We start from the raw sequence: 12,073 nt of genomic DNA on the forward strand, positions 1-12,073 counted from the left end.
GCCCGCGGCCCGGCCCCAGAATTCCCGGGGCGGGTGCGTGAGCGGTCTCACGGAATCTCCCCAGGTGGTACGCCGGACATGCCTGCGTGGCAGGATGAACGTGTCCCGCAGGCCGCTGCGGACGGACCCGTACGGCAGAGGGAAGGATCGGGCGACCGCGTTGAGCGAGAATCAGAATCTGCTCGCGGAGCAGCGACGTGCCCTGATCCTCGACGAGGTCCGCAGGCGCGGTGGCGTCCGGGTCAACGAGCTGACCCGGAGGCTGAACGTCTCCGACATGACGATCCGTCGGGACCTGGACGCGCTGGCCCGGCAGGGGGTCATCGAGAAGGTCCACGGGGGTGCCGTCCCGGTGGTCGAGGCGTCCACCCATGAGCCGGGCTTCGAGGCGAAGTCGGCGCTGGAGCTGAGCGCCAAGGAGGACATCGCACGGACGGCGGCGGCGATGGCCCAGCCCGGCAGCGCGATCGCCCTCTCGGGCGGTACGACGACGTATGCGCTGGCCCGGCATCTGCTGGACGTACCGGATCTGACGGTGGTGACCAACTCGGTGCGGGTGGCCGATGTGTTCCACGACGCGCAGCGTCCCGCACCGGGCCGGGGGGCGGGGCCGGGGACGGCGACGGTGGTGCTGACGGGCGGGGTGCGGACCCCTTCGGACTCGCTGGTGGGGCCGGTCGCGGACCGGGCCATCGACTCCCTCCACTTCGACCTGCTCTTCCTCGGTGTGCACGGGATCTCCGCCGAGGCCGGGCTCTCCACGCCCAACCTCGCGGAGGCCGAGACCAATCGGCGCTTCGTCCGGTCGGCACGCCGGGTCGTGGTGGTGGCCGACCACACCAAGTGGGGGACGGTGGGTCTGAGTTCCTTCGCCACGCTGGACGAGGTGGACACCTTCGTGACGGACGCGGGGCTGACCTCGGCGGCGCGCGAGGAGATCGGCGAGCATCTGCCGGGGCTGGTGGTGGCGGGCGGACCGCCCGAGGAGACCGTCGCACCGGGCTGACCGGGCCGTGGCTCTCCGGGGTCCGGCTGTCCGGATTCCGTTCGAGTCGCCGTACGGCCGTGACGTCCTAGGATCGGGGAATGGCCGTCTTCCGGATCGAGCGCTTCTCCCCTCTCCCCGCAGCCGAGGCCTGGCGGCGGGTGACCGACTGGGAACGGCACGCCGGGCATGTCCCGTTGACCGCCATCACGGTGGCGGGCGGGGCGCCCACCCGGGTCGGCACGGTGTTCACCGCGCGGACCGGGGTCGGGCCGCTGGCCTTCGACGACCCGATGGAAGTGGTCCGCTGGACGCCGCCCGCCGGTGGCCGGGCCGGGATCTGCCTGCTGGAGAAGCGCGGGGCCGTGGTGCTGGGCCGGGCCTCGATCGACGTGGTGCCGACGCACTCCGGTTCGCATGTGGTGTGGGTGGAGGAGCTGCGGGTGCGGCTGGTGCCCCGGTGGGGCGACCCCCTGCTGGCCTCCGCCGGGCGGCGGCTGTTCGGCGGGGTGCTGGACCATTTGCTGGCCTCGCCGGGCGGCCGGGCGAACGGCTGAAGGACGGCTGGGGCCAGGAGGTCGGCGGCGCCCGGGAGGCCGGTCCGGAGCGGGTGATGTGACCGTCACACGATTGACTCGTTTGTCGGTATGACACTCGCTCGCCACGGCCCCGGAAGGCACCGAACTCATGCCGATCCATCAACCGCAGCAACGCTCCGACGCCGCACCGGGCGAGACCCTGGGCGTACAGCAGGCCGAGGCCGCGCTCGTGGAGCACTACCCGCGCCTGGTCCGGCTCGCCTATGTCGTGCTGCCGCCCGCGCTGGGCCGGCACCGCCGGGTCCTGGCCGCGCACGGCGCCGTGCAGCGGGCGCTGCCCGGGGCCGGGACCGCCCCGGACCGGATGCGCGTACCCGCCCAGTCCCGCCGCTCCCCGGAGGCGGCGGGGGCTCCTGCGAACGCTCCGTACGCGTGGATGCGGCTGCGGGTGCTGCGGACGGCCCTGGCGTACGAGCGCAGGCCCCGCTGGTGGCCCGGGCGGCTCCCGGCACCGGCCGCGCTGCGGCCGGTGCTGCCGGTGGTGTGGGGGCTGCGGCTCTTCCCCCGGGCCGGCGGCGTCGACGAACTGGCCCTGGACCGGGCCCTTTCGGGGGTGCCTGGCACCGTACGGGCCGCGTTCGCGCTCCAGTTGCTGGACGGGATGGCGGACTCCGGGGTGCGGGAGCTGCTGGCCGAGGCGGGGGCGGACGATCCGGCGGGGGCGGTGCGCCGGGCGGCCCGGCTGGGGAGGCCGGACCGGGCGGGGTCCCAAGTGCTGCTGCGGTCCGGGGAGTTCGACCCGTGCACCGTGCAGACCCGGCCGAGCGACCTGCTGCGGCGCCGGAACCGGATGCGGGCGGCGGCCCTCGCGGCGGCGCTCTGCGTGGTGGCGGGCACGCTCGCGGTCGCCGCCGAGAAGGGGTACGGGACGAGGCCCCGGGGGCGGGTGTGACGGTCCCGGTCCTCGATCCGTCGGCCCTGCTGCGCACGGCGGCGGAGCAGTGGGCGGACACCTCACGGATCGACTTCACCGCCTGGCCCGTACGCGGTGACCGGAGGGACGACGCCGAGCTGCTGGGGCGCGCGCTGCGGGCCTGGTCCGAGCCGTCGGAGAACGTGCAGGTGTCGACCACGCCCGGCACGGTCGACGTGCCGCCCGCGCAGCCGCCCCGGCTGCTGTTCGCGGGTGAGGTGGACGGGGCGGCCGTGGTGCTGTTCCAGGACGGCGGGGTCCGGATCGTGCGGTACGCCGAGCCACTGGCGGGCGGTGGCGGGGCGGCGCTGGACTTCGCCCGGACCGACGACGCGGATGTGACCACGGCGGCGGCCGTGGTCGTGAGCCGCACGGGCGAGAGGGCGCGGTTCCTGCTCGCCCCCTGGATCTCCGAGACCACCACCCGTGACCTGCTCGCGCCGGACACGCCCGGACGGCCGCTGGAGGTGGGCCCGGACGGGATCACCGCCCCGGTGGGACGCCCGGCGGCGGGCGGTGCCTGTGACGCCTGGCCGGTGCTCCAGCTGCGGTCCTCCGAGCGCATCGTGGAGAAACACGCGTTCCTGGTGACCGACCTGGGTGACCTGGCCCCGGCCCATCTGACGTACACCCCGAAGCCGGGCGGTGGCGCACCCGCCCGGCAGCCGCGCGAGGCGACGGGCCCGGAGGCGCTGCTCGCCTGGGCGCGTACGGCGTGTTCCCTGCGGGCCCTGTCGGGCTCGGGGGTGCGGGCGGTCAACAACTGGGCGTTCGCCGAGCAGCAGCTGCCCGAGGGCGAGGCGTCGGCCGAGTGGCTCTGCACCCGCGCCGACACCTGGCGCGGGCCCGGCCGGGTGCTGGTGCAGTTCCTCCAGCCCGCCGCCTCCCCCACCGCCCCGGCCGCGGTCGTCGCCGACCGGGACGACACCGCCCTGTGCAGCAGGTTCGGCCAGCACATCCTGGCGGGCACGCACTGGAAGGCCGCCTCCGGCCGGTGGTACGTCCTGGCGGCGGGCAGCCGGGCCGTCAACCGGATCGAGGCCGCCGGGCAGGTGAAGAGCACGGCGGGCGGCCCGACGCTGGCGGTACGGGCGCCGCGCGACGCCTCCGTGCGGCTGACGGCCGGGCTGCGCGGGGGCGGGACGCTGGCGGCGGTGCGCTGACCGCCGGCAACGCGCGCTCCGCCGTACGGAGTCCTCGTCCCGGCCTCGTACGCGATCGGGTGCGAGACTCGGACAGGTGACGGATCATCCTGAAGAACCCGGCGTACGTGAAGTCCCCGACGAGACCCGGCTGCGCTGCCTGGTCACCGGCGCCACCGGCTACATCGGCGGCAGACTGGTGCCCGCCCTCCTCGACGCCGGCCACCGGGTCCGCGCGCTGGCCCGGACGCCGCAGAAGCTGCGCGACTACCCCTGGGCGGACCGGGTGGAGGTGGTGCGCGGCGATGTCACCGACGCCGACTCGCTGACGGAGGCGATGCGGGACGTCGACGTGGCGTACTACCTCGTGCACGCGCTCGGCTCCGGCAAGGAATTCGAGGAGACCGACCGCCTGGCCGCCCGGAACTTCGGCGAGAAGGCGCGCGCTGCCGGGGTGCGGCGGATCGTCTACCTGGGCGGGCTGACGCCCGAGGGGGTGCCGGAGAAGGAGCTGTCGCCGCATCTGCGGTCGCGGGCCGAGGTGGGGCGGATCCTGCTGGACTCCGGGGTGCCGGCGGCGGTGCTGCGGGCGGCGATCGTGATCGGTTCGGGGTCGGCCTCGTTCGAGATGCTGCGCTATCTGACCGAGCGGCTGCCGGTGATGGTGACGCCGAGCTGGGTCTCCACCCGGATCCAGCCCATCGCCGTTCGGGATGTGATCCGGTATCTGGTGGGCAGCGCCACCCTGCCGTCCGAGGTGAACCGGAGCTTCGACATCGGCGGCCCGGACATCATGACGTACCGGGAGATGATGCAGGGCTACGCCCGGGTGGCGGGGCTGCCGCGGCGGGTGATCGTGCCGGTCCCGGTCCTCACCCCGACGCTCTCCAGCCACTGGATCGGGCTGGTCACCCCGGTCCCCCGGTCGATCGCCCGGCCGCTCGCGGAGTCGCTGCGCCACGAGGTGGTCTGCCGGGAGCACGACATCGTGCGGTACGTCCCCGATCCGCCGGAGGGGCCGATCGGCTTCGACCGGGCCCTCGGGCTCGCCCTCCAGCGGATCAAGGACGCCCAGGTGGTGACCCGCTGGTCCTCCGCCTCGCTGCCGGGTGCGCCGAGCGACCCGCTGCCCACCGACCCGGACTGGTCGGGCGGCAGCCTCTACCGGGACGAGCGGGAACTGGCGGTGCCGGTGGACCGGGCGGACCTGTGGCGGGTGATCGAGGGCATCGGCGGCGAGAACGGCTGGTACTCCTTCCCGCTCGCGTGGGCGGTGCGCGGCTGGATCGACCGGATCGTCGGCGGGGTCGGGCTGCGGCGGGGGCGGCGGGACGCGCACCGGCTGCGGGTCGGGGACTCGCTGGACTTCTGGCGGGTGGAGGAGATCGTGCCGGGTGAGCTGCTGCGGCTGCGGGCGGAGATGCGGCTGCCGGGCGCGGCCTGGCTGGAACTGTCGGTGACCACCGACGACCAGGGGCGCACGCTCTACCGCCAGCGCGCCCTGTACCACCCCCAAGGGCTGCTCGGCCATGCGTACTGGTGGGGCGTGTCGCCCTTCCACGCGGTGGTGTTCGGCGGGATGGCCCGCAACATCGCCGAGGCCGCCAGGACCGCCGCCACGGCGCGGAAGGAGGGCCGGGAACCGGTGGCCGGCAATGGTACAGACAACTGACCCGCCGGCCGCTATGGTGTGCCTCCCCATGAGCGCAGACCGCCGGGAGGTGCACAGGATGGCACGCCGACTCCGTACCGTAGGACTGGAGTTCACCGACTCGGCGCCGATACGTCTGGTGTTCGCCGCCGAGGTGTCCGCGCCCCCGGACGTGGTCTACCGGGCGCTCGCCGAGGACGTCGCCTCCTGGCCCTCCTGGTTCACCGCCGTCACCCGGGCCACGCCCACCGACGGGGGCGCGGGCCGGGAGGTGCGGCTGCGCGGCGGGGTCCGGTTCCGCGAGACGATCGTGGCCGCCGAGCCGGGCGAGCGGTACGCCTACCGGGTCGACGAGACCAACGCGCCGGGGCTGCGGGCCCTGGTGGAGGAGTGGCGGCTCACCGCGGACGGGCCCGGGACCCGGGTGCAGTGGACCTTCGCCGCCGACGGGACGGGCCCGTTCCGCTCGGTGCTGGGGGTGGCGCGCCTCGGGATGGGCCGGTCCTTCCGGGACGCGGTGCGCCGGCTCGACGGACGGCTCACCGCACCGGCGACCTGAGCGCCCCCGGGTCTCAGCCGGTCAGGGTCCCGGTGGCGAGGAAGTTCTCGATCGCCGCGGTGTACGGGGCGATGTCCAGCCCCTGCTCCTCCAGCCAGGAGTCGGAGTAGTACTTGTCCAGGTAGCGGTCGCCCGGGTCGCACAGCAGCGTGACGACGCTGCCCCTCTCCCCCTGCTCCACCATCTCGGCGATCAGTTTGAGGGCGCTCCACAGGCCGGTGCCCGTGGAGCCGCCCGCCTTGCGGCCGATGGCCCGCTCCAGCGCCCGTACGGCGGCGACGCTCGCCGCGTCGGGCACCTTCATCATCCGGTCGATGGCACCGGGCACGAAGCTGGGCTCCATACGGGGGCGGCCGATGCCCTCGATCCGGGAGCCGCAGTCGCTGCTCGCGTGCGGGTCGTTCCGGGTCCAGCCGTCGAAGAAACAGGAGTTCTCCGGGTCGGGTACACAGACCCGGGTGTCGTGCTGGAGGTAGTGCACATAGCGGGCGATGGTGGCCGAGGTGCCGCCGGTGCCCGCGGTGGCGACGATCCAGGTGGGTTCGGGGTACCGCTCCAGCTTGAGCTGCTGGTAGATCGACTCGGCGATGTTGTTGTTGCCGCGCCAGTCGGTGGCCCGCTCGGCGTAGGTGAACTGGTCCATGTAGTGGCCGCCGGTCGCGGCGGCCAGGGACGCGGACTCCTCGTACATCTTGCGGGAGTCGTCGACGAAGTGGCACTGCCCGCCGTGGAATTCGATGAGCCGGCACTTCTCCGGGCTGGTGGTGCGGGGCATCACGGCGATGAACGGCACGCCGATCAGCTTGGCGAAGTACGCCTCCGAGACGGCGGTCGACCCGCTGGACGCCTCGATGACCGGCTTGCCCGGCCGGATCCAGCCGTTGCAGAGCCCGTAGAGGAAGAGCGAGCGGGCGAGCCGGTGCTTGAGGCTGCCGGTGGGGTGCGTCGACTCGTCCTTGAGGTAGAGGTCGATGCCCCACTCCTCGGGCAGCGGGAAGCGCAGCAGGTGGGTGTCGGCCGAGCGGTTGGCGTCGGCCTGGACCTTGCGGACGGCCTCCTTCAGCCAGGCCCGGTACTCCGGGTCGCTGCGGTCGACGTCCACCGTCCCCATGTCCGCCCCGGTGGCCCCGCGGTCACGTCCCAGCTCTTCGGTGTCCATCGGCGTGCTCCTTGTTCGTCCGCTGTTCCGCGGCGCTCGTCCGCCCGGTGCTCCTGCCTCCACGATATGCCCCCGACCTGCACAAACGTTGACTTTGATGGTCCATAGCCCTGCCTTTGAGCAGGGCTGCCGGGGGCAGTTGGGGCGCGCGGTGCGAGCAGCGCGGGGCGGACTCCCGTGCCCTCTGGCGGTCGGCGGCGCGGCCGGGCACACTGCAACAGGAGAAGTGGTGACGAAGGGGGGCGAAGCCGCGATGGCGGACGCCGAGTTCAGTGCGTCGGGGGTCAGGATCGAGAGGTTCACCCGGTCGCTGACCAGGGCCGGTCAGGTGGTCGTCAAGGACGGCCGGCTGTCCCTGCTGATGAGTAACGGGCGGGAGATCGACAGCGCCCCGGTGACCACCGTAAGCGCGGGCAAACGGTGGTTCTTCGCGGCGGATTCGGCCATCGCCCGGGTGAACGGCGTGCGCTACCGGTTGACGATGGGGCAGCGCAACCGCAGACGCGACGGGGCGGCTCCGCTGCGCCGCTTCCTGGAGGCGCTGCGGAGCGCGGGAGGCCGTCGGGACTGAGCGCCCGGGGCCGCTCCCCCGGGCACCGCGCGTGGCTGCGCGAGTTGCGGAGCCGCACGGGCTGGGCCACGCTGGACCCACGTCACTGAAGGTGCATCATCGGTGACAGAGCGATCCGCCCCTGCGGGACACCGTGGGACCGGATCGTGCGACACGAGCAGACACGACAAGAGCAGAGCGGATCCGGCAGTCAGTCGTCCGCCGGCTCCGCTCGTCCGTCTTCTTCTTCCGGACCTATTTCGGGGAGTCGCAGCCGTGATCAGCGAGCCAAGCAGGCACTGCACGGTGGAGCTCCAAGCCCTGCCGTCGCGGATCGGTCAGGTCCGCAGAATCATCTCGGCGCAACTGCGCTACTGGCATCTCGATCCTCTGATCGACCAGGCAGCCCTGGGCGTCACCGAACTCCTGACCAATGTGCACCGGCACGCGCAGCCGGACAAGTCATGCACCGTCGACATCGAGTTGCTGCTCGACCGGTTGACGGTCTCCGTCCACGACCACGACCCCCGTGTCCCCACGGTGAACGAGGCGGACTCCTTCGCCACCTCGGGCCGGGGTCTGGCCCTGATCGCCGCGGTCAGCGAGAGCTGGGGCGTACGGCCGAGCGGCGCGGCCGGAAAGGCCGTCTGGTTCACCTTGCCGGCGACCTGCGAGACCTCGACCCTGCCGCCGCTCGCGGTCTACGGGTCGACTACGGACGGCCCGTTCGGGTCCGTCCCCATCACCCCCGAGGCCGTCGCGGCGGCCCCTGCCCGGTCGGCCGTCGTCGGCTGAGGTGAGGGACCTGGGTGCGGCGGTGAGGTGAGCGTGGTGCCGCGCCGCCGCACCCGGTTCAGGCGAGGACGGCGAGCGGGTCGTCGAGGACCGGCTGCCAGGCCAGTTCGGCGGCGCCGACCAGGCTGTTGTGGGTCAGCGTGCAGGACAGGATCGGCACGCTGCCGCTGCGGCCCCAGAGACTGCGGTCGGCGACGACGGCCCGCAGCCGCTCCGGGTCCGCCTCCAGCAGGTCGCGGTGGAGGCCGCCGAGGATGATCCGGTCCGGGTTGAGGATGTTGACGAGCCCGGCGAGGCCCAGCCCCAGGCGGTCGATGAGCGCCTCGGCCGCGTTGCGTACGTCGGCGTCCCCGTACTCCGTGCGCAGCAGGTCGCCCGCCTGCTTGAGGAGCGACTCCTCCGGGCCCGGGTCGCGGCGCGCGGTGGTGAGGAAGGCGAGCGGGTCGGTCTCCACGTCGAGGCAGCCGCGTCCACCGCAGTGGCAGGGGCGCCCCTCGGGGTTCACGGTGAGATGGCCGACCTCCAGCGCGAGCCCCGAACTCCCGCTGTGAAGACGGCCGTCGAGGACCAGGGCCCCGCCGACGCCCCGGTGGCCGGTGGCGACGCAGAGGAGATGCTGGGCGCCGCGTCCGGCCCCGTGCCGGTGCTCGGCGAGCGCGGTGAGGTTGACGTCGTTGCCGGTGAAGGCGGGGCCCGTGATGCCCGCGTCCCGTACGCAGGCGGCGAAGATGTCCCGGACCGGCGAGCCCGCGGGCCAGGCGAGGTGCAGCGGGTTGAGGGCGGTGCCCTCGGGTTCGGCGACCGCCGAGGGGACGGCGAGCCCGGCGCCGACGCAGCGCAGCCCGCTCTCGCGGAGCAGCTCCGCCCCTGCGGCCACGACCTCGCCGAGTACCTGGGCGGGGTCGGCCATCACGGCGACGCAGCCGGGTGCCGTGGCGACGATCCGGCCGCCGAGCCCGACGAGGGCGGCCCGGAAGCCGTCGGCGTGGACCTGGGCGGCGAGGACGACCGGGCCGGCCTCCAGGACGGAGAGCCGGTGCGAGGGGCGGCCCTGCGAGCCAGCCGCGGAACCGGGGCTGGAGTCGACCCGGATCAGCCCCAGCGCCTCCAGCTCGGCGGCGACCGCCCCGGCGGTGGCCCGGGTGACGCCCAGCTCGGAGGTGAGGACGGCGCGTGTGGGGGCACGCCCGGTGTGGACCAGCTCCAGGGCGGGTCCGAGCGCGCTGCGGCCCCTCTCCAGCTTCGTCCGGGTGGTGGTCGCCTTGCCGTTCATGAGGGCGAGTCTCCCATGATCCGGGGGTGGCCCGGACGCGGAAGGAGCCCGCCGGGGGATGGGTTGCCGGGGACTCCGGGACGGGTGGCACACGCCTCCGTCAGCTCTGTTGCGTCCGGCGTCCGCCCACCCCTATGCTGAGTTTGTGCCGCAACTAAACAAACTGCGGACGGCCCTACCGGGGGGACCTGGCGGAGACACCGCCCCACCCTCGTCGGCCCGCCTCCGTACCGCGCTGACCGTGTTCTTCGCCCTCGACGGCTTCCTCTTCGCCGGCTGGGTGGTCCGTATCCCGGCCATCAAGCAGCAGACCGGCGCCTCCGCCTCCACCCTCGGCCTCGCCCTGCTCGGCGTCTCCGCGGGCGCCGTGATCACCATGATGCTCACCGGTCGCCTCTGCCGCCGCTACGGCAGCCACGCCGTGACCGTGGCCTGCGGGGTGCTGCTCCCGCTGAGCATCGCCCTGCCCGCGCAGACCCATTCGGCACTCTCGCTCGGCCTCGTCCTGCTCGTCTTCGGAGCGGCGTACGGCGGCATGAACGTGGCGATGAACAGCGCGGCCGTCGACCTGGTCGCCCAGCTCCGCCGGCCGGTGATGCCGAGCTTCCACGCGGCGTTCAGCCTCGGCGGCATGGTCGGCGCCGGACTCGGGGGGCTGGTCGCGGGCGGCCTCTCCGCCTCGGCACACCTGTTCCTGCTGGCCGGAATCGGCCTGCTCGTCACCGCGTTGGCGGGGCCCGCACTGCTGCGCCACCGCCCGGCCCGTCCGGCACCCGAGCCGCACGCACCTCAGCCTCGGCCCCAGCCCCAGCGGAAGCTCGACCCGCGAGCCCGCCGGATCGTCCTGCTCTTCGGCGTGATCGCCCTGTGCACGGCGTACGGGGAAGGGGCACTGGCCGACTGGGGGGCGCTCCACCTGGAGCAGGACCTGGACGCCCACCCCGGAATCGCCGCCGCCGGATACGCGCTGTTCGCCCTGACGATGACCATCGGCAGGCTCACCGGGACGATGCTCCTGGAACGGCTCGGCCAGACCCGCACCCTGGTCCTCGGCGGTGCCGTCGCCGCGGCCGGGATGCTGCTGGGCTCGCTGGCCCCGACCGTCTGGCTCGCGCTGGCCGGATTCGCGGTCACCGGCCTCGGGCTGGCCAACATCTTCCCGGTCGCCGTGGGCCGGGCGGGCGAACTGGCCGGACCGAGCGGGGTGGCCGCCGCCTCGACGCTGGGCTACGGGGGCATGCTGCTGGGCCCGCCCGCGATCGGCTTCCTGGCCGACGGGTTCTCGCTGCCGGTCGCGCTGACCACGGTGGCCCTGCTGGCCGCCGGGGCCTCCGTCCTCGGGTACGGGGCCCGCAACGCGACGCACGCCTGAACGGAGGCCGGGTTCCCGCCCCCTGGCACAATCCCGGCCATGGAGATCACGGAGCACATCGCGTCCCTGTCCGAGGAAGGGCGGCTCCTCGCGGCGGCCGCCGAACAGGCGGGCCCCGGGGCGTCCGTCCCGACCTGTCCCGGCTGGCAGATACGCCACCTGCTGCGCCACACCGGCATGGTGCACCGCTGGGCCGCCGGCTTCATCACCGAGGGCCACACCACGCCCCACCCCGACGGCGGCGAACCGGACCTGGACGGCGCCGAACTCCTCGACTGGTTCCGGACGGGCCACCGCCACCTGGTCCGTTCACTGGAGGCCGCCCCCGCCGACCTGGAGTGCTGGACCTTCCTGCCCGCCCCCTCACCCCTGGCGTTCTGGTCCCGCCGCCAGTTGAACGAGACCACCGTGCACCGGGTCGACGCCGAGTCGGCGCTCGGCGGACCGCTGACGACGGTGGCCGCCGACCGGGCGGCCGACGGCATCGACGAACTCCTCACCGGCTTCCACGCCCGCCCCAAGAGCCGGGTCCGCTCCTCCACCCCACGCACATTGCGGGTGCGGGCCGTGGACACGGACGCGATGTGGACCGTACGGATCTCGGAGGAACCGCCGCAGGCTGTACGTACGCCTCTCGCCGGCACCAAGGCGGGCGCGGCCGCCGACACCGACAGCAGCGCCGACCGGGTGGACTGCGAGCTGAGCGGGACGGCGGAGGGCCTCTACCTCACCCTCTGGAACCGCCTGCCCCTCACCGCCGTCACCCTGCGCGGCGACCGCTCGGTGGCAAGGCTCTGGACGGACAACTCGGCGGTTACGTGGTGAGCTTGGGGCGGGGTCCGGGGGGGGCGGACGGCGGGATGGGGGCTGGCGGCGGCCAGGCGCGAGGCATGGGCCCCGGTACAGGGCGGGCCGGGCGCGAGGGGCGGGGTCTGCGGCTGGTGCGGGCACGGGGCATGGAGGTCCACCGTCCGGTGCGGGCCGGGCACGGGCATGGGGTCCGGTGGCCGGTGCGGGCCAGGCACGGGCATGGGGTCCACTGTCCGATGCGGGCCAGGCACGGGCATGGGGTCCG

10 protein-coding genes and 1 pseudogene are annotated in these 12,073 nt (G+C 74.0%); 9 read left to right on the forward strand and 2 right to left on the reverse strand.

What is annotated here, in order from left to right; all coding sequences use genetic code 11:
* Positions 1 to 160 precede the first annotated feature (160 nt).
* The 5 genes and pseudogenes from D6270_RS01980 to D6270_RS02000 all read left to right on the forward strand — a co-directional run bounded on the left by D6270_RS01980 (position 161) and on the right by D6270_RS02000 (position 5,849).
* A complete protein-coding gene (locus D6270_RS01980) occupies positions 161 to 1,006 on the forward strand; it encodes a DeoR/GlpR family DNA-binding transcription regulator (RefSeq protein ID WP_109167620.1) in 846 nt (281 codons plus the stop codon).
* Between the two features lie 80 nt (positions 1,007 to 1,086).
* Positions 1,087 to 1,542 (forward strand): SRPBCC family protein, encoded by a 456-nt coding sequence (locus tag D6270_RS01985; RefSeq protein WP_109167060.1) that lies wholly within the window; start codon positions 1,087 to 1,089, stop codon positions 1,540 to 1,542.
* Positions 1,543 to 1,672: 130 nt separating this feature from the next.
* Positions 1,673 to 3,660 (forward strand): annotated as a pseudogene (locus tag D6270_RS01990) (hypothetical protein).
* A gap of 76 nt (positions 3,661 to 3,736) precedes the next feature.
* A complete protein-coding gene (locus D6270_RS01995; protein ID WP_109167058.1) occupies positions 3,737 to 5,311 on the forward strand; it encodes an SDR family oxidoreductase in 1,575 nt (524 codons plus the stop codon).
* A 58-nt stretch (positions 5,312 to 5,369) separates the two neighbouring features.
* The gene (locus D6270_RS02000; RefSeq protein WP_109167057.1) at positions 5,370 to 5,849 is read left to right on the forward strand and encodes an SRPBCC family protein; all 480 of its coding nucleotides are present in this window, start codon (positions 5,370 to 5,372) and stop codon (positions 5,847 to 5,849) included.
* A 13-nt stretch (positions 5,850 to 5,862) separates the two neighbouring features.
* Here D6270_RS02000 and D6270_RS02005 read toward each other — a convergent pair whose 3' ends face one another.
* Entirely contained in the window at positions 5,863 to 7,008 is a 1,146-nt protein-coding gene (locus D6270_RS02005; RefSeq protein ID WP_204117172.1) for a PLP-dependent cysteine synthase family protein, read from the reverse strand.
* A 253-nt stretch (positions 7,009 to 7,261) separates the two neighbouring features.
* On the opposite strand from D6270_RS02005, the gene D6270_RS02010 reads away from it, so the two are divergent.
* Both D6270_RS02010 and D6270_RS02015 read left to right on the forward strand, forming a co-directional pair.
* A complete protein-coding gene (locus D6270_RS02010) occupies positions 7,262 to 7,579 on the forward strand; it encodes a hypothetical protein (RefSeq protein WP_109167618.1) in 318 nt (105 codons plus the stop codon).
* Between the two features lie 255 nt (positions 7,580 to 7,834).
* Positions 7,835 to 8,353 carry an ATP-binding protein gene (locus D6270_RS02015; RefSeq protein ID WP_204117171.1) on the forward strand — a complete coding sequence of 173 codons (519 nt, stop codon included), beginning with the start codon at positions 7,835 to 7,837 and terminating at the stop codon, positions 8,351 to 8,353.
* Between the two features lie 58 nt (positions 8,354 to 8,411).
* Here the strand turns inward: D6270_RS02015 and D6270_RS02020 are convergent, their stop codons facing one another.
* Positions 8,412 to 9,626, reverse strand: a complete 1,215-nt coding sequence (locus D6270_RS02020) for an ROK family protein (protein WP_109167055.1) — start codon at positions 9,624 to 9,626, stop codon at positions 8,412 to 8,414.
* Between the two features lie 241 nt (positions 9,627 to 9,867).
* On the opposite strand from D6270_RS02020, the gene D6270_RS02025 reads away from it, so the two are divergent.
* Together D6270_RS02025 and D6270_RS02030 are read left to right on the forward strand one after the other, a co-directional pair.
* Entirely contained in the window at positions 9,868 to 10,998 is a 1,131-nt protein-coding gene (locus tag D6270_RS02025; RefSeq protein ID WP_109167054.1) for an MFS transporter, read from the forward strand.
* Between the two features lie 39 nt (positions 10,999 to 11,037).
* Complete coding sequence (locus D6270_RS02030; RefSeq protein ID WP_109167053.1) at positions 11,038 to 11,823, forward strand: maleylpyruvate isomerase family mycothiol-dependent enzyme; 786 nt, start codon at positions 11,038 to 11,040, stop codon at positions 11,821 to 11,823.
* Positions 11,824 to 12,073 lie beyond the last annotated feature (250 nt).

It is taken from the genome of Streptomyces griseus subsp. griseus (assembly GCF_003610995.1).
GTDB lineage: Bacteria > Actinomycetota > Actinomycetes > Streptomycetales > Streptomycetaceae > Streptomyces.